The 23,752-nt window shown below is 68.6% G+C and carries 21 protein-coding genes and 1 tRNA gene; 9 read left to right on the top strand and 13 right to left on the bottom strand.

The annotated features are described in order from the left end of the window. Positions 1–15: 15 nt before the first annotated feature. The 4 genes from nagZ to TSO352_RS29670 are packed head-to-tail and all read right to left on the bottom strand — an operon-like array spanning position 16 to position 5,147. Positions 16–1,092 (bottom strand): beta-N-acetylhexosaminidase, encoded by a 1,077-nt coding sequence (gene nagZ / locus TSO352_RS29685; protein ID WP_109110634.1) that lies wholly within the window; start codon positions 1,090–1,092, stop codon positions 16–18. After that, positions 1,064–2,125, bottom strand: a complete 1,062-nt coding sequence (locus TSO352_RS29680) for an SPOR domain-containing protein (protein WP_109110633.1) — start codon at positions 2,123–2,125, stop codon at positions 1,064–1,066. The genes nagZ and TSO352_RS29680 overlap by 29 nt, the downstream gene beginning before the upstream one ends. Further along, a complete protein-coding gene (argS, locus tag TSO352_RS29675; RefSeq protein WP_109110632.1) occupies positions 2,122–3,882 on the bottom strand; it encodes an arginine--tRNA ligase in 1,761 nt (586 codons plus the stop codon). Before argS ends, TSO352_RS29680 begins: the two co-directional genes overlap by 4 nt. Positions 3,883–3,932: 50 nt before the next feature. Continuing rightward, a complete protein-coding gene (locus TSO352_RS29670; RefSeq protein WP_109110631.1) occupies positions 3,933–5,147 on the bottom strand; it encodes a deoxyguanosinetriphosphate triphosphohydrolase in 1,215 nt (404 codons plus the stop codon). A 144-nt stretch (positions 5,148–5,291) separates the two neighbouring features. On the opposite strand from TSO352_RS29670, the gene erpA reads away from it, so the two are divergent. From erpA to TSO352_RS29645, 5 genes are all read left to right on the top strand, one after another. Further along, positions 5,292–5,669: an iron-sulfur cluster insertion protein ErpA gene (gene erpA, locus TSO352_RS29665; RefSeq protein ID WP_109110630.1), complete on the top strand. Its 378-nt coding sequence runs from the start codon at positions 5,292–5,294 to the stop codon at positions 5,667–5,669. 28 nt (positions 5,670–5,697) lie between these two features. Beyond that, positions 5,698–6,471, top strand: a complete 774-nt coding sequence (gene xth, locus TSO352_RS29660; protein WP_109110629.1) for an exodeoxyribonuclease III — start codon at positions 5,698–5,700, stop codon at positions 6,469–6,471. Positions 6,472–6,621: 150 nt separating this feature from the next. Continuing rightward, positions 6,622–7,194 carry a hypothetical protein gene (locus TSO352_RS29655; RefSeq protein WP_109110628.1) on the top strand — a complete coding sequence of 191 codons (573 nt, stop codon included), beginning with the start codon at positions 6,622–6,624 and terminating at the stop codon, positions 7,192–7,194. Positions 7,195–7,265: 71 nt separating this feature from the next. Further along, positions 7,266–7,355, top strand: a tRNA-Ser gene (locus TSO352_RS29650). Positions 7,356–7,718: 363 nt separating this feature from the next. Further along, the gene (locus tag TSO352_RS29645; RefSeq protein ID WP_109110627.1) at positions 7,719–10,190 is read left to right on the top strand and encodes an ATP-binding protein; all 2,472 of its coding nucleotides are present in this window, start codon (positions 7,719–7,721) and stop codon (positions 10,188–10,190) included. A 61-nt stretch (positions 10,191–10,251) separates the two neighbouring features. On the opposite strand, the gene TSO352_RS29640 is transcribed toward TSO352_RS29645, so the two are convergent. Next, complete coding sequence (locus tag TSO352_RS29640; protein ID WP_247872505.1) at positions 10,252–10,671, bottom strand: hypothetical protein; 420 nt, start codon at positions 10,669–10,671, stop codon at positions 10,252–10,254. 478 nt (positions 10,672–11,149) lie between these two features. On the opposite strand from TSO352_RS29640, the gene pepN reads away from it, so the two are divergent. Continuing rightward, on the top strand, positions 11,150–13,807 hold the full coding sequence (gene pepN, locus TSO352_RS29635) for an aminopeptidase N (protein ID WP_109110626.1): 2,658 nt from the start codon (positions 11,150–11,152) through the stop codon (positions 13,805–13,807). Positions 13,808–13,903: 96 nt separating this feature from the next. On the opposite strand, the gene TSO352_RS29630 is transcribed toward pepN, so the two are convergent. The 3 genes from TSO352_RS29630 to TSO352_RS29620 form a co-directional block, all read right to left on the bottom strand. Then, a complete protein-coding gene (locus tag TSO352_RS29630; protein ID WP_109110625.1) occupies positions 13,904–14,284 on the bottom strand; it encodes a cytochrome c family protein in 381 nt (126 codons plus the stop codon). Between the two features lie 130 nt (positions 14,285–14,414). After that, a complete protein-coding gene (locus tag TSO352_RS29625; protein WP_109110624.1) occupies positions 14,415–15,125 on the bottom strand; it encodes a carbon monoxide dehydrogenase subunit G in 711 nt (236 codons plus the stop codon). A 210-nt stretch (positions 15,126–15,335) separates the two neighbouring features. After that, complete coding sequence (locus TSO352_RS29620) at positions 15,336–15,776, bottom strand: hypothetical protein (protein ID WP_109110623.1); 441 nt, start codon at positions 15,774–15,776, stop codon at positions 15,336–15,338. 172 nt (positions 15,777–15,948) lie between these two features. Here TSO352_RS29620 and folK point away from each other — a divergent pair, with 172 nt between their 5' ends. The 3 genes from folK to TSO352_RS33680 all read left to right on the top strand — a co-directional run bounded on the left by folK (position 15,949) and on the right by TSO352_RS33680 (position 17,493). Then, positions 15,949–16,506, top strand: coding sequence for a 2-amino-4-hydroxy-6-hydroxymethyldihydropteridine diphosphokinase (folK, locus tag TSO352_RS29615; protein WP_109110622.1), 558 nt, complete (start codon positions 15,949–15,951; stop codon positions 16,504–16,506). A gap of 99 nt (positions 16,507–16,605) precedes the next feature. Next, a complete protein-coding gene (locus TSO352_RS29610; RefSeq protein WP_109110945.1) occupies positions 16,606–17,010 on the top strand; it encodes a hypothetical protein in 405 nt (134 codons plus the stop codon). A 324-nt stretch (positions 17,011–17,334) separates the two neighbouring features. After that, positions 17,335–17,493, top strand: coding sequence for a hypothetical protein (locus TSO352_RS33680; protein ID WP_199231744.1), 159 nt, complete (start codon positions 17,335–17,337; stop codon positions 17,491–17,493). 147 nt (positions 17,494–17,640) lie between these two features. Here TSO352_RS33680 and TSO352_RS29605 read toward each other — a convergent pair whose 3' ends face one another. The 5 genes from TSO352_RS29605 to TSO352_RS29585 form a co-directional block, all read right to left on the bottom strand. Further along, complete coding sequence (locus tag TSO352_RS29605; protein ID WP_109110621.1) at positions 17,641–18,009, bottom strand: response regulator; 369 nt, start codon at positions 18,007–18,009, stop codon at positions 17,641–17,643. Between the two features lie 19 nt (positions 18,010–18,028). Then, positions 18,029–21,136 carry an efflux RND transporter permease subunit gene (locus tag TSO352_RS29600; protein ID WP_109110620.1) on the bottom strand — a complete coding sequence of 1,036 codons (3,108 nt, stop codon included), beginning with the start codon at positions 21,134–21,136 and terminating at the stop codon, positions 18,029–18,031. Between the two features lie 4 nt (positions 21,137–21,140). Beyond that, positions 21,141–22,289 carry an efflux RND transporter periplasmic adaptor subunit gene (locus tag TSO352_RS29595; RefSeq protein ID WP_109110619.1) on the bottom strand — a complete coding sequence of 383 codons (1,149 nt, stop codon included), beginning with the start codon at positions 22,287–22,289 and terminating at the stop codon, positions 21,141–21,143. Between the two features lie 132 nt (positions 22,290–22,421). Continuing rightward, positions 22,422–22,727 carry a hypothetical protein gene (locus tag TSO352_RS29590; RefSeq protein ID WP_109110618.1) on the bottom strand — a complete coding sequence of 102 codons (306 nt, stop codon included), beginning with the start codon at positions 22,725–22,727 and terminating at the stop codon, positions 22,422–22,424. Between the two features lie 106 nt (positions 22,728–22,833). Then, positions 22,834–23,685 (bottom strand): glycosyltransferase, encoded by an 852-nt coding sequence (locus tag TSO352_RS29585; protein ID WP_109110617.1) that lies wholly within the window; start codon positions 23,683–23,685, stop codon positions 22,834–22,836. Positions 23,686–23,752 lie beyond the last annotated feature (67 nt).

Genomic DNA, 23,752 nt, shown 5'->3' with positions numbered 1-23,752 from the left:
TCCGCTCCCTCCCCGTCAGGTTCCGGCCCGGCCGAGCAGCTCGGCCAGCCGGGTCGTCAGTGCCGCGATGTCCGCCGGGTCCGGCGCGTGGCGCATCGTCTCCGCCCGCTCCCAGCGTGCCGCCGCCGCACCGCTCAGCCCCGGCACCGCGCCGACCAGCGCGCGCATCTCGCCGAGGTCGCCGTTGCAGTGGAGCACGACATCCATGCCCGCCGCCAGCACCGCTTCGGCGCGGCCGCGCGCATCGCCCTGCAGCGCGTTCATCGACAGGTCGTCGCTGAACAGCAGCCCGTCGAAGCCGATGGACGGGCCGCGCACCACCTCGCGCACCACGATGGGCGAGGTGCTGGCGGGCGCGGTCGGGTCGATCGCCTTCAGCACGACATGGGCCACCATCGCCAGCGGCAGGTCGGCCAGCGCGCGGAACGGCGCGAAGTCGGTCGCTTCCAGCGCGGCGCGGTCGGCCTCCACCACCGGCAGTTCGGCGTGGCTGTCGGCGAAGGCGCGGCCGTGACCGGGGATGTGCTTGATCACCGGCAGGACCCCGCCGGCCAGCAGCCCGTCGGCGGTTGCCCGCGCCAGATCGATCACCACCGCCGGATCGCGCGAGAAGGCGCGGTCGCCGATGATGTCGTGCGCGCCCTCCACCGGGACGTCGCAGACCGGGGCGCAATCCACCGTGATCCCGACCTCCACCAACATGTGGGCCAGCAGGCGCCCGTTGATCCAGGCGGCCTCGCGCCCGGCCGCCGGATCGCGGGCGGCGAGCGTGCCGAACACGCCCATCGGTGGGTGGGCCGGCCAGTGCGGCGGCCGCATCCGTGCCACGCGCCCGCCTTCTTGGTCGATCAGGACCGGGGCGTCGGGCCGGCCGACGCTGGCGCGCAGATCCTCCACCAGCCGGCGCATCTGGTCGCGGCTGTCGCAGTTGCGGCGGAACAGGATAAAGCCGAGCGGATCGCTCTCACGGAAAAAGGCGGCCTCGTCGGGTGTCAGGGCCAGCCCGGCGCAGCCGAACACGACCGCGCGCGGGCGGGAGCCCGGACCGACGGACTCCACACGATCAAGGACGGACAACCACACACCCCACATTCTGAGCGCGCAGCAGAGCGCAGACCGACTTGGCGCGCGCCTCGTCGGCACCGGCGCCCTGCACCCGGTAGAAGGTCCCCTTGTCGCCCAGATCGACCTTGGCGACCTGCATCGACAGGCCGCCGAGCGCGTCCGAATGACGGCCGGCGAGGCGCTTCCACTCGGCGGCGGCCTCCGCCTCGCTGCGGACGGACGCCAGTTGGACCCGCCAGCCGCCGCTTCCCCCCGTCACCGTCGGCGCGGCCGCGACAGCCGGCTTGGCCGGCTGCGGCGCCGTCTTCGCCGCCGGAGCGGCGGGCAGCGACGCGGATTCCAGCTTGGCGATCAACTGACCGATCGGCTGTGCCGAGGCCTGGGCCGCCGGTGGTGCCGCCGGCTTGGGCGCCGTCGCGGTCGGCTGCGGGCGCGGGCCGGCGACCGGTGCCGGCTGCGGTTTGGCGGCGACGTTCGGCGGCGGCAGGCTTGCCGACGCCACGGGGCCGGCCGGCGGAACGGCGGCTGGTGGCATGGCAGTCGGCTGTCCCGGAAGCGGTTCCGGCGGCACCAGCGGGGCGGCGGCGGCCACCGCGGCGGCGACGCTGTCCCGCGGCACCGTGGCGGTGGAGCCCGGCGGCAACTGCGCCACCGAGGGCACCGTCGGCAACGGCACCGCCGCCGGCATCTGCGGCGTCACCACCGGGCGGGGCAGCGGGACCTCCGGCGGCGGCAGCAGCCGTTCCACCGCAGGGTTGCCCTTTCCGTTGGCGTCGTGGTCGCGCAGCCGCTCGTAGGCCAGGATGTCCTGGTGCGGCACCTCCAGCCCGCCCGGCTGGTCCGGACGTGCCTTGACCGGACCGGGGTCGGCGGTCAGCAGCGGCGGACCGTCGGAGGCGATGCGGTCATGGCCACGGAAGCCGACGACCACCGTTCCGGCAAACGCGACGACGCCGACCACGGCGAAGCCGAGCGCCAGCAGGCCGCGCTTGCTCGCGGACTGACGGGACGGCATCCCATAGGGATCGGCCGCGTAGTTGACGTCGCCGTCGTACTTCATGAACGCAGTTCCTCCACCGGCTCAACACCCATGACCGCCAGACCCGAGGCGATGACCGTCGCCACCGCCGCGATCAGCGCCAGCCGGGCGGTCGTCAGCTCCGCGTCGCCATCGATCAGGAAGCGCAGCGAGGTGTCGTCGCGGCCCCGGTTCCACAGCGCGTGGAAATCGCTGGCCAGATCGTAGAGGAAGAAGGCGATGCGGTGCGGCTCGTGCGCTTCCGCCGCCGCCTCGACCACACGCGGCCAAGTCGCCATGCGCTTGGCCAGAGTCATCTCCTCCTCGCTGTCGAGGCGGGCGAGGTTCGCCGCGGCGGCCAAGGCGGCCGGTGCCTGGTCGAGCTGCGGCAGCGACGCGGCGGCGTGGCGCAGGACCGACCGGCAGCGGGCGTGGGCGTACTGCACGTAGAAGACGGGGTTGTCCTTCGACTGCTCCGTCACCTTGGCGAAGTCGAAATCCAGCGTCTGGTCGTTGCGCCGGGTCAGCATGATGAAGCGGACGACGTCGCGGCCGACCTGGTCGATCACGTCCCGCAGCGTCACGAAGGTGCCGGCGCGCTTCGACATCTTCACCGGCTGGCCGTTCTGCATCAGGTGGACCAACTGGCACAGCTTGACGTCCAGCGACGCCTTGCCCTCGGTCACCGCCGTGGTGGCCGACTGCATGCGCTTGACGTAGCCGCCATGGTCGGCGCCCCAGACATCGATCAGGCTGGTGAAGCCGCGCTTATATTTATCAAAGTGATAGGCGATGTCGTTCGAGAAGTAGGTGAAGGAGCCGTCCGACTTCTTCAACGGCCTGTCAACGTCGTCGCCGAAGTCGGTGGACTTGAACAGGGTTTGCGGCCGCGGCTCCCAATCGTCGGGCTTCTTGCCCTTCGGCGGCTCCAGCACGCCGGTGTAGATCAGGCCGCGGGCCTCCAGCGCCGCCAGCGCCGTGTCGACCGCCCCGGCGGTGACCAGCGCGCGTTCGCTGCTGTAGACGTCCATCTTGACACCGAGGGCGCCCAGATCCTCCTTGATCCACTCCATGATCATGGCGATGGCGAAGTCGCGGCAGGCCGGCAGCCATTCGGCCTCGCCCTTGCCGACCCAGCGGTCGCCGTCGCGCGCCGCCAGGGCCTGACCGACCTCCTTCAGGTATTCGCCGGGATAGAGGCCGGCCGGGATCTCGCCGACCTCCTCGCCCAGCGCCTCGCGGTAGCGGATGTGGGTCGACCGTCCCAGCACATCGACCTGGGCGCCGGCGTCGTTGATGTAGTACTCGCGGCTGACGGCGTAGCCGGCCTTCTCCAGCAGCGCCGCCAGCGCGTCGCCGAACACCGCGCCGCGGCCGTGGGCGGCGTGCAGCGGGCCGGTCGGGTTGGCCGACACATACTCCACATTGACCGGCGCCTTGCCGCCCAGGTCGCTGTCGCCATAGGCGGTTCCGGCGTTCAGCACGTCGCGGATGCGGTCGCGCCAGACGTCGGCCGTCAGGCGCAGGTTGACGAAGCCCGGACCGGCGATCTCGACCGAGGCGACGTCCGGCCGCCCCTTCAGCTTGGCCACCAGCAGTTCCGCCAGGGCGCGCGGCGCCATCTTCGCCGGTTTGGCCAGGATCATCGCGGCGTTGGTGGACAGGTCGCCATGCGACGCCTCGCGCGGCGGCTCGACCGTCAGACGGCTGCCGTCCAGCCCGGCCGGGATCGCACCCTCGGCGGCCAGCTCTTCCAGCAGCTTGCGAATATCGGTCTCGAAGGCCTTGAAAATATTCATCGTCTTAGGTCTTGGCTTTCAGGGGCTTAACGTATGGAGGGCTGGGGTGGTCAGGTCTTCACGTGCAGGTCGAACAGCCGGTCATGCTCGGCCAGCGCGTAGCGGTCGGTCATGCCGGCGATGTAGTCGGCCACATGGCGGGCACGGACCACAAGGTCGGTGTCGCCGCCGCCGGTGGCGATGTCGCGCTGCCATTCGGTCGGCAGGGTGTTGGGTTCGTCCATGAACAGCTGGAACAGGGCGTGGACCACGCGCTTGCACTTGCTCATCTCGCGGTTGACGCGGTAGTGGCGGTACATGCGCTGGCGCAGGAAGGCGCGCAACGGCCGTTGCGCCTCCAGCATGGCGTCGGAGAAGCACACCACCGGCAGCGGCAGCGCCCGCACCTCCGCCGCGCTGCCGGGCCGGTGTTCGGCCAGCCGGCGCCGCGTCTCGGTCATCAGGTCGACGACCATGGCGTTGATCATCCGCCGCACCGTCTCGTGGATCAGGCGCGAGCGGTCCAGCCCCGGGTAGCGGTCGGCCACGTCGCGGACGATCGGGCCGACCAGCGGCAGCTCGGCCACCTCGTCGACGCCGAACAGACCGGCGCGCAGCCCGTCGTCGATGTCGTGGTTGTTGTAGGCGATGTCGTCGGCCAGCGCCGCCACCTGGGCCTCGGCCCCCGGGTTGGTGTGCAACTCCAGATCCCAGACGTCCTGGAAACCGGCGATGGTGGTCGGCAGGCGCAGGCCGGGCGGCAGTGGCGATCCGGGGGGCGGCAGCAGCGGACCGTTGTGCTTGACCACGCCCTCCAGCGCTTCCCAGGTCAGGTTCAGCCCGTCGAACTCGGCGTAGCGGCGCTCCAGCCGGGTCAGGATGCGCAGGGTCTGGTCGTTGTGGGCAAAGCCGCCGAACGGCTCCATGCAGACGTTCAGCGCCTCTTCCCCGGCATGGCCGAAGGGAGTGTGGCCGAGGTCGTGGGCAAGTGCCACCGCCTCCGCCAGATCCTCGTTCAGGCCCAGCGTGCGGCTGATGGAACGGGCGATCTGCGCCACCTCCAGGCTGTGGGTCAGCCGGGTGCGGTAATAGTCGCCCTCGTGGTAGACGAAGACCTGCGTCTTGTGCTTCAGCCGGCGGAAGGCCCCGGAATGCACGATGCGGTCGCGGTCGCGCTGGTAGCACGAGCGCGTCGGGCTTTCCGGCTCCGCGGCCAGCCGCCCGCGCGTGTCCGCCGGGTTGCAGCCATAGGGGGCCAGCCGATCGTGGAAAAAATCCGCCGTCATGGGGCGGACACTACCGATGGGGGGACGCGGGTGCAACGGCGAAGGCGTGCTATGCCCCCGACCGTCTGCGGGGATCTTTGACGTGGGACCCGTTCGCCCTTACATTCATTCTAAACTCCCGCATCGCAACAGAGGCGTTTCCCCATGCCCGACACCGCGATTCCCGACAGCGCGATTGCCGCCGAAACGCCGCCCCGCATCCTGGGCGTCAGCGACAGCGCCGCCAAGCGCGTCGCCTTCCTGATCGAACAGGAGGGCAACCCGGCCCTGATGCTGCGCCTGACGGTGTCCGGCGGCGGCTGCTCCGGCTTCCAGTACGGCTTCGGTTTCGACGACACCGCCGGCGAGGACGATCATGTCTTCGAGAAGAACGGCACCCGCATCGTGACCGACGACGCCTCGCTCGACCTGCTGGCCGGCGCGACGCTCGACTATGTCGAGGACCTGATGGGCGCCGCCTTCCAGATCAAGAACCCCAACGCGACCGCGTCCTGCGGCTGCGGCAACTCGTTCGCCGTATAAGAAGCAACGCGCAAAGGCAGGCCATTTCGTGAAGATCGCCACCTGGAACGTCAACTCGGCGAAGGCCCGCCTTCCGCTGATCACCGACTGGCTGCGCGCGGTGTCCCCGGACGTCGCGCTCTTCCAGGAAATCAAATGCGAGACCGCCGCCTTCCCCCGCGCGGCGTTCGAGGAACTCGGCTATCACGTCGAGGCGGTCGGGCAGAAGGCCTACAACGGCGTCGCCCTGCTGTCGAAGTCCCCGGCGGAGGATGTGCTGACCCGCCTGCCCGGCGAGCCGGAGGACGAACAGGCCCGCTATGTCGAGGCGACGGTGGCCGGCGTGCGCATCGCCTCGCTCTACCTGCCGAACGGCAACCCGGTGCCGGGCGAGAAGTTTGCCTACAAGCTCCGCTGGATGGATCGGTTGTACGCCCATGCCCGCGATTTGCTGACGCAGGAGATCCCGGTCGTGCTGGGCGGCGACTACAACATCATCCCCGAGGCGCGCGACGTCTTCTCGCCGCAGGCCTTTGCCGGCGACGCGCTGTTCCGCCCGGAGTCGCGCGCCAGGTTCCGCGCCCTGCTGAATCTCGGCCTGACCGAGGCCTATCGCGCGCTGCACGACGACGACCACGCCTACACCTTCTGGGACTATCAGGCCGGCAGCTGGCCGCGTGACCTGGGCCTGCGCATCGACCATTTCCTGCTGTCGCCCCAGGCGGCCGACCGGCTGGCCGGCTGCAGCATCGACCGCGGCCCGCGCGGTGGGGAAAAGGCGTCGGACCACACGCCGGTGGTGCTGGAACTGCGCGACGCCTGAGCCCCCAGGAACCGCCCCCGAACCACCCCGGGGGGTCACCCATCTGTGGGATCGGTGAAACAACAGCATTTTGTTAAAACTTCCATCTCTAGGATGGCGCGCCGGACGGTGCGACCACCGTTCTGACGGGATTGGGGGCGACAGACGGGCATGGCGTGGGGGCGCGACTACAGCCGGGACGAGGTGAAGGGGCTGCTCGCGGCGATCGAGCGCCAAGCGACCGAGGCCGCCGGCTTGGCCGACCGTGCCCAGCGCGACATGGGCGACGACCGCTTCTCCTCCTTCCTCGACTTCCGCCGGAAGATCGAGGAGATCCGCGCCCTGTTCGCCCTGACCGAAGAGCGCCTGCACGGCGTCGACGAGTCGCGGCTGAGCGATCTGCGCGCGGAGTTCGAGCGGATGGACCTGCTGCTGACCACTATGCTGGCGCGGGCGATGCGGAACTATTTCTCCAGCATGCGCCAGGACCAGGCGCTGCCGATCGGCGCCCGCGAACTGTTCGAACCGGAACTCCGCACCATTGAACAGACTCGCGACCGCCTGCTGGGCCCGCGCTACGCCGACCGTGTCGCCCCTGAGGTGATGGAGGATCTGGACGCCACCGCCGACCTGATTCGCAAGACGATCGACCGCGCCCCCAGCCTGCCCGATTTCTCCGAAAGCCCCTCCCCCCCGAAGCCGACGCGCCGCCTGCGCACCCTGGGCCGCCCGATCCGGAACTGACCGATCCCCGGCCGGCCGATGCGCGCAACGCTTGACCCGCCCCGACGCATTCGCTACTCCCGTTGCCGGACGGATGGGTGGCCGAGCGGTTTAAGGCTCCAGTCTTGAAAACTGGCGTAGGCGCAAGCCTACCGTGGGTTCGAATCCCACCCCATCCGCCAAAGACCCGCAAGAGCAGAGGGAAACCGCTGCTCCCGCCCCTGCGCTCACGGTGCTTCCACGCGGTCGGCAGTTCTCCTCGCCAGTTCGCGTGTGACGGCGCGTTCAGGGGGCCCTTCCGGGGCGCTCAGCCTGATCCGCACAGTCCCGCCACACCCTGCCCAGCATCCCGCTCGCCGTCGATGGACGAAGTGCCCGGCTCCAGCTCGGTCGTCGGCGTTCGTCGGCGCGGCCGATGGTGGTGCTCTATTTTTTGGTCGTCGCCGAACACCTTTCCCGGCTCGAGACGTTGTTACATTGTGAGTCGGGAGCGACACGCACGTTGCGCTTTGTCGGAACCGTAACCGCCCGGAGATGGGGCCTTCATGTTCGTCCAGCGCAACGCGCCCGCCCGCATTCTGATGCTCTTGCTGCCGCTCATCGTGTTTGCGGTGGCTGTGCTCTACTACCTGAATTTGCAAGAGCAAAAGGCCGTCGAGGACAGGCTGGGGAAAACGGCGACCGCGACGGTTGCCGCGCTCAATCGTCAACTTGACGGCGAGATCGCGGTTCTTACGGCATTGGCGAACGCCACCGCTTTGGACGACGGCAACCTGTCCGGCTTCATGGACTTCGCACGCCGGGTCGTTCCCAACTACGAGGGTTGGTCGAGCATTGTCGTCACCGATGAAGGGCGGCTTCTTGCCAGCACCCAAACCGGGGTGGTGGCGCCTCCCCGGCCGCTGATTGATCCGCAGAACGCCGCCATGGTGTTCCGCAGCGGGCACCCGGTCGTGGGTGGCGTCCAGCCGGCGAACGAGCGCACACTGGAGCCCTACTACGTGATCAGTGTGCCCGTGATCCGCAACGGTGCCGTCACGTACACGGTATCGGCCGTCGTCCGCGCTTGGAAGCTGCATCAGGTCCTGAACGAACTTCCGGTGCCGGAGGGCGGCCGCATCGGCTTCCTGGATCGGGGCGGCAAGATCATTGCCCGCTCGAATTCGGCAAATCCAGGCGATGGCCTGATCGGCAAACTTCCAAGCCAGAGCGTGCTCGATGGGGCGCGGCGTGGTCGGGATGCGCTGTTCCAGGCAACGCCGGTCGACGGCGATCCGGTCTACATGATCGCCAAACGGCACGAATTGAGCGGCTGGACCGCGTTGATCTCGGCGCCCGTCACGGTCCTCGACGCCCCACGCCGTTGGATGCTGGCTTTGTCCATCGGTGGTGCTTTCGCCGCCCTTCTCGTGACGGTCGTCGTCGGCATGACCATGGCGCGCTCGACGACACGGCTCATGGAAGCGGAACGACGGGTCGCCGACCTGGAGATCGGAGCCGAGAAGCGCAAGAGCGAGCAGCAGTTCCGCACCTTGGCGGACTCGATACCGCAATTGGCGTGGATGGCACGGCCGGACGGCCACATCTTCTGGTACAACAAACGCTGGCATGATTACACCGGCTCCACACTCGCCGAGATGGAAGGCGGGGGCTGGAAGCAGGTTCATCACCCCGACCACCTGGAGCGCGTGGCCGAACGCCTTCAGTGGTCCTGGGATACCGGTGAACCATGGGAAGATACCTTTCCGTTGCGCGGGAAGGATGGTCGGTACCGATGGTTCCTGTCGCGTGCCCTGCCCCTGCGCGATGGCGACGGCAACATCGTGCTGTGGTTCGGCACCAACACCGACGTCACCGGGCAGCGCGAGACCGAAGCGGCGTTGCTGGCCGCCAAGAATGAGGCCGAGCGGGCAAACCATTCGAAAAGCAAATTTCTTGCGGCGGCAAGTCACGACATCCGGCAGCCGGTGCAGTCGTTGTTCTTCATGCTCTCCGCGCTGGAGGGGAGGGTCAAGCCGGGGGCGGAGAGGACGCTTTCACACGCCAACGAAGCCCTGGGGGCGCTGAAGAGCCTGCTCGACAGTCTGCTCGACATCTCTCAACTGGACGCCGGTACGGTCAAGTTCGAGGTGTCGGAATTCCCGATGTCCACCGTGCTCGACCAGATCGAAGCGGAATACAAGCCGATGGCGGAGGCGAAGGGCTTGGAATGGCACGTCATCGGCTGCACGGCCACGGTGCGCAGCGACCCGAACCTGCTGGCACGGATGCTGCGCAACCTGTGCCAGAACGCCTTGAAGTTCACCGAAACCGGCAGCGTGCTGGTGCGCTGCCGTCCGCTCGGCACCGCCTTGCAGATTGAGGTGGAGGACACCGGCATCGGCATCCCGGCGGACAAGCAGGAGGCCATCTTTGAGGAATTCCAACAGCTTGCCAACGAGCATCGTGACCGCAAACAGGGCCTCGGTCTGGGGTTGGCGATCGTCCAGCGCTTGTCGGACCTCCTGGATCATCCGGTGGAGGTGCGTTCGGTTCCCGGCCGTGGATCGGCGTTCATCGTCACCCTGCCCATGACGGTGGCCCCGGTGGCGCGCCGCGCCGAGGCCGAGGTGATCCCGATCGCTCGCGGGGAAGGCCGGTTCGTGGTCGTCGTCGATGACGAGGAACTGGTGCGACTGGGCGTGAAGACGCTGATCGAGTCCTGGGGGTACGACGTGTCTGACTTTATTTCCGGGCCGCAGGCGTTGGCCGCGCTCCCGGGAAGCCAGCGGGTGCCGCACATCATCGTTTCCGACTACCGGCTGCCCGATGGCAAAAGCGGTGTCGAGGTGATCCGTGGGATTCGCGCCCTCTTCGGCACGCCCATCCCGGCCATCCTGCTGACGGGCGAGACGACACGCGAGTGCACCGATGCGGCCGCGGCCGACGACATCAGCGTGCTCCACAAACCGATTTCGCCGTCGCAGTTGCACGCGATGTTCAGCGTCAAGGTGGCCAAGACCAAGGATATTGCTTAGAGGGCGGCCAGCAGGAGACAGGCAAGACGTCTCGTCATATTTTCTTTGATCCTGAAGGGGGTCAATCGACGACCTTGATGCCCTGCGGCCGGGCGATCTGGTTGGGCAGGTGATCGGCGGGCAGCACCCGCTGATAGGTTCCGTTGGCCTGGATCATCACCCGCTCGGACGGGTTGAACACCCGGTCGCCCGCCGCCTGATCCTGAACGATGGTGATGGTCTTTCCGTTGGCGAGGGTGACGGTGTACTCGATCCCGACACGGTCGCTCGCCGCCTGCTCGGCCATGGCGCCCATCGCCGCGCCCACCAGGACACCGCCCAGGATCGCCGCGACGTTGCCGGTGCCTCGGCCGACGTTCGACAGGGCCAATCCGCCGGCCGTCCCGCCGACAAGGCCGCCGACGCCGGTGTTCTGACCACGGATATCGACCGGGCGGGCGGCGACCACCGTCCCGAACTCGACGACCGACGCCCGGCCCACGTCCTGGGCGCTGTATCGGTTCTGTCCCTGCGTCGCACAACCCGTGAGACCGCCGATCAGGCATAAGCCCACGGCAACCGTTATCAAAAGCTTGGACATTGCCGGAGCAACCTCTTCGGTGGAGAGTTCTTACCACTGTGATCAACCTGAGAATGCCATGGTGCGACGTAGGTGTCGACAACGGCAAGCGGGTCGACGAAACTTCGCCGGCAATCCATGTCGATGGCGGTCCCTCCTCCGCTCCCGGCGGGAGGATTCGGCCCAAAGGTTCATGGGGGAGGCTGGCGCCCCTTCTACCGGCCGTATACCGACACCATGGGCGCCTTCACGCTGTTGACGGTGGCGCGGGTCACGCGGTCGGGCCGGGCAGCACCCCCATTCCCACACGGGACAGCCCGGTTTCGCCTTGCTACAGTTCCTGTCCCCCGGACCCGTCCCGCACGGCCCATTTCCGTAAGACAGACCAGAGACAAGGCACATGGACAAAGGCACGCCGAAGGCCATCCGGCTCCAGGACTATCGCCCGCCGGCGCATCTGATCGACACGGTCGACCTGTTCGTCGATCTGGGCGAGGATGTCACCACCGTCCGCGCGGTGCTGGCCATCCGCCGCAACCCGGCCCGTCCCGACGCCGCGGCCGCGCCGTTGACGCTCGACGGCCAGCGGCTGGACCTGGTGTCGGTGGCGCTCGATGGGCGGACGCTGGGGGCGGAGGCCTGCACCGTCACGCCCGACCACCTGACGCTGGCCGACGTGCCGGAATCCTTTACCCTGGAAACCGTGGTCCGCATCAGGCCGCAGGAGAACACGGCGCTGGAGGGGCTCTACAAATCCTCCGGCAACTTCTGCACCCAGTGCGAGGCGGAGGGGTTCCGCAAGATCACCTACTTCATCGACCGGCCCGACGTGATGGCGCGCTACAGCACCACCATCACGGCGGAAAAGGCGCGCTACCCGGTCCTGCTGTCCAACGGCAACCTCGCCGATGCGGGCGATCTCGACGGTGGCCGCCACTGGGCGCGCTGGGAGGACCCGTTCCCCAAGCCCTGCTACCTGTTCGCGCTGGTCGCCGGCAACCTCGTCCATGCCGAGGATCATTTCCGCACGGCGTCCGGGCGCCACGTCACGCTGCGCATCTATGTCGAGCCGGGCAACGAGGACAAGATCGACCACGCCATGCGCTCGCTGATCAAGTCGATGCGCTGGGATGAGGAGGTCTATGGGCTGGAATACGACCTCGACATCTTCAACATCGTCGCGGTCGGCGATTTCAACATGGGAGCGATGGAAAACAAGTCGCTCAATGTCTTCAACACCAAATACATCCTGGCCAAGCCGGAGACGGCGACCGACACCGACTTCCTCAACATCGAGGCGGTGGTCGCGCACGAGTATTTCCACAACTGGACCGGCAACCGCGTCACCTGCCGCGACTGGTTCCAGCTGTCGCTGAAGGAGGGGCTGACCGTCTTCCGCGACCAGGAATTCTCGTCCGACATGAACTCGCGCGGGGTGAAGCGCATCGGCGACGTCCAGGGGCTGCGCACCGTGCAGTTCCAGGAGGACGCCGGCGCCATGGCCCACCCGGTGCGTCCCGACGCCTACGTCGAGATCAACAACTTCTACACCCCGACCGTCTACAACAAGGGTGCGGAAGTCATCCGCATGATCCACACCCTGCTGGGGGCCGAGAAGTACCGCAAGGGCATCGACCTCTACTTCCAGCGCCACGACGGGCAGGCGGTGACCTGCGACGATTTCGTCGCGGCGATGGCCGACGCCAGCGGTATCGACCTCTCCCAGTTCCAGCTCTGGTACCGCCAGTCCGGCACGCCGGAACTGGACGTCACCAGCGACTATGACGCCGCCGCGAAGAGCTTCCGGTTGACCGTCCGGCAGACCGTGCCGCCGACGCCGGGCCAGCCGGTGAAGCAGCCGATGCACATCCCGCTGGTGGTCGGCCTGCTCGGCCCCGATGGGCGGGACCTGCCGCTGCGGCTGGCCGGCGAGGCCGCGCCGGCCGGCACCAGCCGCATCCTGCACGTCACCGCCGAGAGCCAGACCTTCGAGTTCCAGGACGTCCCGGCCCGGCCGGTGCCGTCGCTGCTGCGCGGCTTCTCCGCCCCGGTGAAGCTGAAGAGCGACCTGACCGACGCCGACCTCACCTTCCTGATGGCGCATGACAGCGACGCCTTCAACCGGTGGGAGGCCGGGCAGATCCTGGGCACCCGCATCCTGCTGGGCCTCGTCGCCGACCAGCAGGCCGGGCGCCCGCTGGACCTGCCGCGGGGCTATGTCGACGCCGTCGCCACGATCCTGGACGATGCGGCGCGCGACCCGGCCTTTGCCGCCCAGGCGCTGGTGCTGCCGACCGAGGCCTATCTCGGCACCCAGATGGCGGTGGTCGATCCCGACGCCATTCACACGGTGCGGGAGTTCGCGCGCAAGACGCTGGCCGCGGCGCTGCGCCCGCGCTGGCTCGACCTCTACCGCCGCAACACCAGCCAGGAGCCCTTCTCCGTCGACGCAGCGGCCATCGGCAAGCGGGCGCTGAAGAACCTGTGCCTCGCCTACCTGATGGCGCTGGAGGACGCGGAGGTGCTGGACCTCTGCCTCGACCAGTACCGCACGGCGCAGGGCATGACCGACGTCATCGCGGCGCTGCAGTTCCTGTCCAACGCCGCGACGCCGGAAGGCGACGCCGCGCTGGCGGACTTCTACGAGCGCTGGAAGGGTGAGCCGCTGGTGGTCGACAAGTGGTTCGGTGTCCAGGCGATGTCCCACCGGCCGGACACGCTGGAGCGGGTGACGGCGCTGCTGGGCCATCCGGCCTTCGAGATCCGCAACCCGAACAAGGTCTACGCGTTGATCGGCGGCTTCGCCAACGGCAACCCGGTGCGCTTCCACGACTCAACCGGCGCCGGATACCGCTTCCTCGCCGATCAGGTCCTGCGCCTGGATCCGATGAACCCGCAGGTTGCAGCCCGTCTGATGGGGCCCTTCTCCCGCCTGCGGCGCTATGACGCGGCCCGGCAGGCGCTGATGAAGGCGCAACTGGAACGGATCGTCGGCACGCCGGGCCTGTCCCCCGATGTCTACGAGGTGGCGAGCAAGAGCCTGGACGCGGCCGGCTGAGCCCGGCCCGCACGGGCAACGGACCTTGTGCATAAGAAAAGGGCCGGAGGTCACCCTCCGGCCCTTTCGCCATCCACCTCGTCGAGGCGGGCGGTGTTACTTCTGCTCGGCCAGGAAGGCGATCAGGTCGGCGCGCTTGGCGTCTTCCTTCAGGCCGGCGAAGGCCATCTTGCCGCCCGGAACGACTTCCTTCGGGGCCTTGATGTAGGCGTCCAGGTTCTCCGGGGTCCAGACCAGGCCGCCGGCGGCCTTTTCCTTCATCGGGGCCGAATACTGGTAACCCTCGATCGACGCGGCCGGACGGCCGACGACGCCGAACAGCGACGGACCGACCTTGTTCTTCCCCTGCTCGGCGGTGTGGCAGGCCATGCAGACCTTGAACACGTCCTTGCCAGCGGCGGCATCGGCCGCCTGGGCAGCGCCGGCACCGGTGACGAGGGCGGCAACGGCGGCAACGCCCATCAACAGCTTCTTCATTCTTCGGCTTCCCTTCCGATGGATCGGCCGGCCGAGGGGGCCAACCGGATTCGCGCGGCAGCATACACATTCCGGGGGTGTGGCAAAGCCCCTTTCATGCTGCTGTCAGACCAATGAACAATCCGCAGGCCTAATTCATCCAGGCAAGCGCAGCGAGCAGGACGGCAACCACAAGGAGAGCCGCCCACGGCACGTAAAAGCTGCCGCCGACAAGCCCCGCCGGCACCGGGAGGGGTACCTCCGGCGGCGGGGCCGCCATCCGGATGGCGGGCTTCGCCGGGGCGGACGCGGTGGCGGCCGGCCTTACCGTGGCCGACTCGGCCGCAACGGGAGCGGCGGGTGCGGCGGCGGGCTGGACATCGGCGGATTCGACCGGGACCGGCTCGACCGGAGCGCCGACGATCTGGGAGAATCGGGCGAAGAACTCCTCGGCCATCTTGCGCGCGGTGGCGTCGACCAGCCGCGACCCGATCTGCGCCAGCTTGCCGCCGACCTGGGCCTTGGCGGTGTAGGTCAGGATCGTGGCCTCGCCGGTCCCCTCGCCTTCGCTGGCCAGCGACACGGTGGCGCCGCCCTTGCCGAAGCCGGCGGCACCGCCCGATCCTTCGCCGGTGATGGTGTAGCCATTGGGCGGGTCAAGGTCCGACAGGGTGACCTTGCCGGCGAACTTGGCGCTGACCGGCCCGACCTTGGCGACGACCTTGGCGGTCATCTCGGTGTCGGACTGCTTGACCACCTCTTCGCAGCCGGGGATGCACTGGCGCAGGATGTCCGGATCGTTCAGCGCCGCCCACACCGCGGCGCGGCTGGCCTCGATCCGATGGCTTCCGCTCATGTCCATGGTTCGTCGTCCCTCCAACCCTTGTTCTTGCACGTTTCGGGTGCTTGCCTTCTTCGGGCGCACGCCCTCTCGACCGCCATACCCGCACCGTCATCGTCGCGCTCGCCCGGTTCCCGGCCCGTTGTCAGCCGGTTATCGCCAAGGCGCCGCTTCAAGATAGGGAATTGCGGGGCTCGGCAACAGTCCCGATCGTCTCATTACAAAGTCTTATCAGGACGGCGGCACGCAATTCCGGACGATCGGCGTGCAGGACGACAGCGAAACGCCGGCCGGGTAGCTGACCTGCTCGACTGTGCCGCGCGGGCCGAGCACCACCGTCGCCTCGCAGCCATAGCTTCCGCCGCCGATCGGCACGCCAAAGCCCAGCCCCAACCCGACCCCGCCGCTGCCACCGAAGCTGCCGGCGCCGATGCCGATGCTGCTGCCGGGGCTGTAGGCGCCGGTCGCCGGGGCGACGTAGGTGTAGTATTCACGGCCCGACGCCGTCGCCTGCCGGTCCGGCACGCCGGCACAGGACAGCAGGTTGCTCTTGGACATGCCGACCATCGACGTCTGGGCGCGCCGGGCCACGTCGGGGTCGGGGCCGGTGGCGCAACCGGCCAGGATGACGGCCGTGCCGCCGAAAAGCATCGCCGCTGCGCGCGCACCCATGATTCGTCCTCCACCGCGATTTCGTTTCATCGCCACACTCGTCATGCTGAAACCCCGCCGCGGCGCCCGCGTTCCCCGCCCCGCCGGTCCCGAGCAAGGCTGACGGAGGCGCGGAGATTTGCTAGGAGTTTCGCAACCCGCCCCATCCCAGCACATCAGGATCGCCAAAGCCATGGCCGAGCTTCCGCCACAGCCGCAACCCACCCCTTCGGATGAGGGCTCCGATCAAGGCGCGCCCGCCGTCACCGTCCATCTGGCGCTCGGCGGCAATCTGGGCGACCGCGCCGCCAACCTGGCCGAGGCGATCCGGCGGTTGGGCGACGCCGTGCGGATCGACGCGCTGTCGGCGGTGTACGAGACGGCGCCGATGTACGTCACCGAACAGCCGGCCTTCCTCAACATGGCGGTGCGCGGCACGACGACCCTGGAACCGCGGCCGCTGCTGCGCGCCCTGAAGGAGATCGAGGCGACGCTGGGCCGCGAGAGCGGCGGGCTGCGCTTCGGCCCGCGGCCGATCGACATCGACATCCTGCTCTACGGCGACCGCGTGGTGGCCGACCCCGACCTGGAGATCCCCCATCCCCGCATGGCTGAGCGCGCCTTCGTGCTCTGCCCGCTCGCCGACATCGCCGCGGACCTTCACCACCCGCTGCTGGGCGCCTCCATCGCCGCCCTTCGCGACGCCGTGCCGGGCCGCGACACGGTGGTGCGCATCGCCGAGGCGCTTTGACCCTGTCCCGGCATGGCTGCCGGTGGTAAGGCGGGGCGGCACCGCCTATAGTGCCGCCCGGAAAACTACCGGCGCCGGACCGCCGGGCGGGAGACAGTGTTGTCGGATCACAGCGCAGAACGAACCACCATCGTCCAGCCGGGCGGTGCGCCGCTCACCTACACCATCCTGGTGCGCGGGTTCGCCGCGGCCGTCGCCATCGCCGGCCGCGCCGACCGGCCGATGGTGCGCTTCGACCTGACGCTGACCGTCACCCACCCCGGCCCAGGCTTTCCGGACGACATCGCGGCCGTCATGTCCTACGAGGACATCGTTGAGGATCTGCGCCGGCTGTGCGCGGAATCCGCCGTTCCCGGCCCCGATTACTTGGCCGACCGCGCCGCCGACCTGTGCCTGACCCACGCCAAGGTCCGGCGGGTCGCGGTGGAGGTCACGGTGCCGTCCGCCGCGGCGGACGGCGCCGCCTCAGGGGCAAGCCTGACGCGTGCGCAGCCGGGGGCCTGATCGACTCGGTGGAGTCGGGTCATGGATCCTTGCCGCGACCCGGCCGGGCCATCCGATGGGAAGGCGGCCAATACTGGGCAACGGAAAGATATAGCGGAGCTTGACCAATGGACGGGTGACAATACCACCCGATCTGCGATATGGTTGCTAAATTGTATTTTCAACGTACAATCTTGGGCAAAGGGGCTACACCCCGCCTGACCGAACGCCGAGAAGAACGCCAACAAGGATAGGTCAATCGCTATTGCCGGCCTCGACCGTCTGCCGCTCCCGCCCCTTGGGACTGGCCACGGTGACACGGGGGTCGGACATTGGGAGGGACGCATGGACCGCAGCACGACGCCGACCCTTTCCGAACTCCTCGAAGACCCCATCGTGATCGCTGTCATGGCTCGTGACGGCATCAGCCGCGACGCCATCCAGCAGATGTTCGAACGCCTTCGCGACAGCCGCCGCGTCCAGGAAGAACGCATGGCCGCCTGACCGGGGCGGCCGAAAACGATTCCACGGACCAAGAACGGCCCGGCTGAACAAGAACAAGCTGGAACTCTCTCCGCGAACCGAGCGACACGCCCACCCCGACCCAGCAAACGCCGCTTTCGCACGAGAGCGGCGTTTGTGTTTGTGCCGTCATTCCGCCAGCACGGCGCGGACGGTCTCCATCACCTCGGCCGGGGTGAAGGGCTTGCGCAGGGTGCGTTGGGCGCCCAGCGCTTCCGCCACCGGCAGCACGTCCAGCGACGCGCGGGCACCGCCGCCGGAGATCGCGATGATCTTCAGGCCGGGGGCGCTGCGCCGCAGTTCCATGATCGTCGCCAGCCCCTCCTGGTTCGGCATGAAGATGTCGGTGATGACGAGGTCGGCGGGGTGGTCGCGAAAACGCGCCATCCCCTCCACCCCATCGCGGGCGCCGACCGCCTCGTGACCGGCCAGGGTCAGGGTGCGCAGCAGCACCGCCCGCGCCACATCGTCGTCGTCGATGATCAGCACGCTCGCCATGACGCTGCGGCTCCTCCGCTCATTCCGCCGGATGGGGCGCGGCGTGGCCGGAACCGTGAGGCTCCTCTTCGATCTCAACCGGAAGCGGCTTCTTGCGCGCCAGATAGCTGTAGACCGTCGGCACCACGAACAGCGTCAGCAGCGTGCCCAGCGACATGCCGCCGACGATGACGGCGCCGATCGCCTGCCGGCTTTCGGCACCGGCGCCCTGGGCGTTGGCCAGCGGCACGGCGCCCAGCACCATGGCGCCGGTCGTCATCAGGATCGGGCGCAGGCGCAGCACGGCCGCTTCCTCCACCGCCTTGCGGATGTCGGTTCCGGCACGCTGGAGCTGATTGGCGAACTCGACGATCAGGATGCCGTGCTTGGTGATCAGCCCGACCAGCGTCACCAGGCCGATCTGGCTGTAGACGTTCATCGTCCCGCCGCTGAACTGCAACGCGGCGAGCGCACCGGTCATCGACAGCGGCACCGTCAGCATGATGACGAAGGGGTCGATGAAGCTTTCGAACTGCGCCGCCAGAACGAGATAGATGAAGGCCAGCGCCAGGATGAAGACGAAGTAGAGGCCGGTCGCCGATTCACGGAACTCGCGGCTCTGCCCGGCATAGTCGGTCTGGGCGGTCGCCGGCAGCATCTTGTTCGCCGCCGCCTGCATGACGGCCAGCGCCTCGCCCAGCGACACGCCGGGCGCCAGCGTCGCGGTGATGGTGGCGGAGCGCAGCTTGTTGAAGTGGTTCAGCTCCTTGGGCGACACCCGCTCCTCCACCTTCACCAGGTTGGCGAGCGAGATCATCTGGCCGGGGCCGCCGGTGGCGCTGGTGCCGCCGCGGACATAGATCGAGGCGATGTCGTCCGGGTTGCGGCGGTCGACGTTGGCGACCTGGACGATCACGTCGTACTGCTTGCCTTCCTTCTTGAAGCGGGTGACCTGCCGCCCGCCCAGCAGGGTTTCCAGCGTGCGGCCGACCGCGTCGACGTCCACCCCCAGGTCGGCCGCCTTGTCGCGGTCCAGCGAGACGCGCAGCTCCGGCTTGTTCAGTTTCAGGTCGGTGTCGAGGTTGGTCAAGCCGGGGAAGTTGCGCGCCTCCGCCATCATGCCGTTGACCATCGTCTGCAGCTCCTCGAACGGCAGGGAGGTCTGGATGACGAAGTTGACCGGCTTGTCGATCGGGCTCTGGCCCAGCGACGGCGGGTTGGTGACGAAGCCCAGGATGCCGGGAATGCCGAACATCTTGGGGAAGAGCTGGGCGGTGATCGCCTGCTGCTTGACGTCGCGCTGGTCCCAGTCGATCAGGCGGACGAAGGCGATGCCCTGGTTGACCACCGGGAAGCCGACGACGACGAAGAACTTCTCCAGCACCGGGATCTGGCGGAACAGCGCCTCCATCCGCTGGGCGTAGCTCATCGTGTAGTCCAGGGTCGAGCCTTCCGGCGCGATGGCGATGCCGACGATGGTGCCGCGGTCCTCGACCGGTGCCAGCTCCGACTTCAGGCCGGTGAACAGCACATAGCTGGCCGCCGCCACGCCGAGGCCGATCAGCAGCACCAGCGGCCGGGCCCGCAGCGACAGACGCAGCAGGGCGCGGTAGCCGTTGGTCATGCCCTCCAGCAGCCGCTCGATCGCGCGGTAGAGAAAATTATGCTTGGTCTGGTGCTTCAGCAGCTTGGAGCACATCATCGGCGACAGCGTCAGCGCGACGAAGCCCGACACGATCACCGCGCCGGCCAGCGTCAGCGCGAACTCGGTGAACAGGCGGCCGGTGCGGCCGGTCATGAAGCCGATCGGCGCGTACACCGCCGCCAGCGTGATGGTCATGGCGATGACGGCGAAGCCGATCTCGCGCGAGCCCTTCAGCGCCGCCCGGAAGGGGTCCATCCCCTCTTCGACGTAACGGAAGATGTTCTCCAGCATGACGATGGCGTCGTCGACCACCAGGCCGATGGCCAGCACCATCGACAGCAGCGTCAGCGTGTTGATCGAGAAGCCGAAGGCGTACATCAGGGCGAAGCCGCCGATCAGCGACACCGGGATGGTCACCAGCGGCACCAGCGTCGCCCGCAGAGAGCGCAGGAAGAAGAAGATCACCAGCACGACCAGCACGATGGCTTCGAAGATCGTGTGGAACACCGCGTCAATCGACTTGGAGATGAAGACCGAGCTGTCATAGGCGACGTCGACCCCCATGCCGTCGGGCAGGGCGGCGGTGATCTTCGGCAGCGCGTTGTTGACCGCTTTCGACACGTCGAGCGGGTTGGCGGTCGACTGCTTGACCACGCCGATGGCGACGGCGCCGCGGCCGTTGAACCGCGCGCTGACCCGTTCGTCGAGCGCGCCCAGCTCCGCCCGGCCAATGTCGCGCAGACGCACCAGATAGCCGGAATCGTCGCGCAGGATGATGTTCTCGAACTCGGCGGGCGTGCGCAGGTCGGTTTCCGACACCACGGTGAACTCGCGCGCCACGCTTTCGACGCGGCCGGCCGGGATCTCGACGTTCTGCTTGCGCAGCGCCGCCTCGACGTCCTGCGGCGTCACCCGGTAGGCGGCCATCCGCTGCGGGTCGAGCCACAGCCGCATGGCGAAGCGCCGCTCGCCGAAGATGCGGACCTGGGCGACGCCGGGCAGGTTCTGCAGCCGGTCCTTGACGTAGCGGTCGGCGAAGTCGGTGACCTCCAGCGGCGAATGCCGGTCGGAGGAGAAGGCGAGATAGATGATCGGCTGGGCGTCGGCCTCGACCTTGGCGATCACCGGCTCGTCGATTTCCGACGGCAGGGCGGCGCGGACGCGGCCCACCCGGTCGCGCACATCGCTGGCCGCCACGTCGACGTTGCGGTCGAGCCGGAAGCGCAGGGTGATCTGCGACTTCTCCGCCCGGCTGATCGAGGACATGACGTCGATGCCCTCGATGCCGGCGAGGCTGTCCTCCAGCGTCTGGGTGACTTGGCTCTCGATGATCTGGGCCGAGGCGCCCTTGTAGGTCGTCTCGACGGTGACCACCGGCTCGTCGATCTTGGGATACTCGCGCACCGACAGGCGCTGGTACGACACGATGCCGATCAGCATCAGCGCGAGGCTCATCACCGTCGCTAGGACGGGACGGCGGACCGAAATGTCGGACAGGACCATGGGTTCAGCTCCCGGCGGGCTTGTTGGGCACCACGGCCACAGGCGCGCCGTCGCGAATCTTCAGTTGGCCGGCGGTGACCACCACGTCGCCGGCGGCCAGCCCCTGGGTGATCTCCACCTCGGCGTTGCGGCGCTCGCCCAGGGTCACCTTGGTCTGGCTGACCTTGCCGTCGACCACCTTGAAGACGAACTGGTCCTTGCCGAAGGCGACGATGGCCTGTTCCGGGATCAGCACCGCGTTCGGCACCGTGACCAGGGTCAGGCCGACGCGGGCGAACAGGCCGGGACGCAGGTTGCCGTCGGGATTCGGCACGCGGGCGCGGACCGCCAGGGCACGGCCGTTCACATCGACCAGCGGGTCGATGGCGTAGACCGTGCCGTCGAAGCTGCGCCCGCCGAAGGCGTCCACCGCCACCTTCACCGTCTGGCCGACCTTCACCGCCGGCAGGAACATCTCCGGCACCCGGAAATCCAGCTTCAGGGTGTCGATGTCCTCCAGGTTGACGATGTCCTTGCCCGCCTGGACGAAGTCGCCGACCGACACCTTGCGCAGGCCCAGCACGCCGTCGAACGGCGCGGTGATGACCTGCTTGTCCAGTTGCGCCTTCGCCAACTGCACCGCCGCCTCGTCGGCCAGCAGCTTGGCCGCCGCCTGCTCGCGGCTGCGCAAGGGGCCGGTGTTCTGGCGGACCAGCTGGTCGGCGCGCGACAGTTCGGCGCGGGAAAAGGCGATGCTCGCCTGCGCCTGGGCCAGGGTGGCCCGCGCGATGGCGTCGTCCAGCCGCACCAGCACGCTGCCCTTGGTCACGCGCTGGCCTTCCTTGAAGGCGATCTCGGAGATGCGGCCGGCGATTTCCGGACGGATCATCACCGATTCGTTGGACAGCAGGGAGCCGACGGCGGTCACCGTGCGGTCGACCGTGCCGACGCGCACCGTCGCCGCCTCCACCGGCATCGGCGGCATGCCGCCCGGCGGCTTGGCCCCGCCCCCCGGCGCGCCGGACGCACCGCCTTGCGCCGGTGCGCCGCCGGCCGCCTTCAGCGTCGCGGTCAGCCCGGCCACGGTTCCGCCCTGCTTCACGAAATACCAGTACGCCCCGCCGGCCAATGCCATCAGGACGAGGAGTGCGACGATGCGAAGCGAATGGCGCATGGAGGCTGTGACCTGGAAGACGTTTCGTTGCCGCCGCGGCGCAACCGAACGGCGGCCGGGCAAACTGAACTATATCGTTCAGTTCACATCCGATGTCGAGAAGGTTCAATGCGGCGAACCGTCCGTCGGTGGTCAGGGGGGAACCGCATCCTCCAGCCGGCCGCCCCGCATCGCCACCGTCCGGCCGCTGCACAGCGTCACCCACAGGTCGGCCGTCCCGCCGGCCTCGACCGGACCATCCCCGTCCAGCCGGCGCACCGCCCCGCCGTCGAGGTCCAGGCCCGGCGCGCAGCAGGGCGAGTCGCCGGCCGGGACCAGCGCCCGGATGCGGCCATCCTCGATCCGGATGTCGCACAAGGCGTCGGGAACCCGCGCGTTCTTCAGCCAGAACTTTCCGTTGGCGGGGATGCGGGCGAGGCAGCAGGTCGGGGCGCTCATGTCCAATACCGTGTCCGGTCCGGCGGTCGGCGACAGATCGAGGCTGACATGAAATGGTAAAACAAAACCTGCGGAATCGTGGTCGGAATCGTCGCGAATCGTGGGGCTACCCGTCGGCCAGCGCCAGGAACTCCTGGAAGTTGGCGCAACGGCCGGCCTTGAAGGCGGCATCGAAGGCGGCGTTGCGGGCGCGCTTGATCTCGATGGCGGCGGCGAAGCGGGCGACCAAGGCGCGGTCGGCGATGCCGAATCCATCCCGCGCCAGCCGGTCCAGCACATGGCGGTAGCAGCGCTCCGCCCGCTCCCCGCTGTCGGCGGAGAAGGTGATGGAGCCGGCGCGCTGGCGATATTCGTAGAAGGGCGTCGCCACCAGCGGGACCGGGCCGGTGGTGGCGAGAAGCCGCGTGTTGAACACCACGTCGTCGCAGAAATTCACGTCCTCGTCCCAGCCCGGCGCCAGCTCGCGGCGCACCAGCGGGAACATCGGCACCGAGGTGGCCAGGAAGCCGCCGGCGTCGAGCCGTGCCGGCGCCGTGCCATCGTCGAACAGGCGCAACAGCGGCGAATCATCCTCGTCCCGCACCACGGCGACGTTGTCGAAGGCGGCGCCATGGACCAGCGCCAGCGGGGCCAGCGCCGACAGCCGGCCGGGCCGGAAGCGGTCGTCGGCGTCGAGCGGCGCCACCAGCTCCAGCCGCGCTGCCGCCAGTCCGGCGTTGCGCGCCGCCGGCGCGCCGGCGCCGATTCGGCCGGTGCCGGTGAAGACCAGCCGCGGATCATCCAGTCCCGCCGCCACCAGCGTCGGGCGGTAATCGGTGCCGTCGTCGCTGACGATCACCGCCTCCCACGCGGTCCAGTCCTGGTCCAGCAGGCTGCGCACGGCGCGCGCGATGGTGTCGTGGGCGCGGTGGGCCGCGATGATCACCGACACGCCCTGCCCCGCCGCCGTTCCGGCCATTCCGCTCCGCTCCTCGATATTCCGGCGGGCGGAGTGTGGCCGGAGCGACCGGGCCGGGTCAATCCGG

The sequence above is a fragment of the Azospirillum sp. TSO35-2 genome, assembly GCF_003116095.1.
Lineage (GTDB): Bacteria > Pseudomonadota > Alphaproteobacteria > Azospirillales > Azospirillaceae > Azospirillum.
The sequence above is the reverse complement of the archived record's forward strand: the minus strand, read 5'-3'. Positions and strand labels throughout refer to the sequence as shown.

Excerpts from the sequence above, each read along its gene's own strand:
- TSO352_RS33680 (WP_199231744.1), top strand. The coding sequence starts at position 17,335 with ATGGACCGCAGCACGACGCCGACCCTTTCCGAACTCCTCGAAGACCCC.
- TSO352_RS29630 (WP_109110625.1), bottom strand. The coding sequence starts at position 14,284 with ATGAAGAAGCTGTTGATGGGCGTTGCCGCCGTTGCCGCCCTCGTCACC.
- TSO352_RS29595 (WP_109110619.1), bottom strand. The coding sequence starts at position 22,289 with ATGCGCCATTCGCTTCGCATCGTCGCACTCCTCGTCCTGATGGCATTG.
- TSO352_RS29670 (WP_109110631.1), bottom strand. The coding sequence starts at position 5,147 with ATGACGGCGGATTTTTTCCACGATCGGCTGGCCCCCTATGGCTGCAAC.
- folK (WP_109110622.1), top strand. The coding sequence starts at position 15,949 with ATGGCCGAGCTTCCGCCACAGCCGCAACCCACCCCTTCGGATGAGGGC.
- TSO352_RS29625 (WP_109110624.1), bottom strand. The coding sequence starts at position 15,125 with ATGGACATGAGCGGAAGCCATCGGATCGAGGCCAGCCGCGCCGCGGTG.
- argS (WP_109110632.1), bottom strand. The coding sequence starts at position 3,882 with ATGAATATTTTCAAGGCCTTCGAGACCGATATTCGCAAGCTGCTGGAA.
- TSO352_RS29585 (WP_109110617.1), bottom strand. The coding sequence starts at position 23,685 with ATGGCCGGAACGGCGGCGGGGCAGGGCGTGTCGGTGATCATCGCGGCC.
- TSO352_RS29655 (WP_109110628.1), top strand. The coding sequence starts at position 6,622 with ATGGCGTGGGGGCGCGACTACAGCCGGGACGAGGTGAAGGGGCTGCTC.
- TSO352_RS29680 (WP_109110633.1), bottom strand. The coding sequence starts at position 2,125 with ATGAAGTACGACGGCGACGTCAACTACGCGGCCGATCCCTATGGGATG.
- TSO352_RS29645 (WP_109110627.1), top strand. The coding sequence starts at position 7,719 with ATGTTCGTCCAGCGCAACGCGCCCGCCCGCATTCTGATGCTCTTGCTG.
- TSO352_RS29620 (WP_109110623.1), bottom strand. The coding sequence starts at position 15,776 with ATGGGTGCGCGCGCAGCGGCGATGCTTTTCGGCGGCACGGCCGTCATC.
- nagZ (WP_109110634.1), bottom strand. The coding sequence starts at position 1,092 with ATGTGGGGTGTGTGGTTGTCCGTCCTTGATCGTGTGGAGTCCGTCGGT.
- TSO352_RS29605 (WP_109110621.1), bottom strand. The coding sequence starts at position 18,009 with ATGGCGAGCGTGCTGATCATCGACGACGACGATGTGGCGCGGGCGGTG.
- pepN (WP_109110626.1), top strand. The coding sequence starts at position 11,150 with ATGGACAAAGGCACGCCGAAGGCCATCCGGCTCCAGGACTATCGCCCG.
- TSO352_RS29590 (WP_109110618.1), bottom strand. The coding sequence starts at position 22,727 with ATGAGCGCCCCGACCTGCTGCCTCGCCCGCATCCCCGCCAACGGAAAG.
- TSO352_RS29600 (WP_109110620.1), bottom strand. The coding sequence starts at position 21,136 with ATGGTCCTGTCCGACATTTCGGTCCGCCGTCCCGTCCTAGCGACGGTG.
- erpA (WP_109110630.1), top strand. The coding sequence starts at position 5,292 with ATGCCCGACACCGCGATTCCCGACAGCGCGATTGCCGCCGAAACGCCG.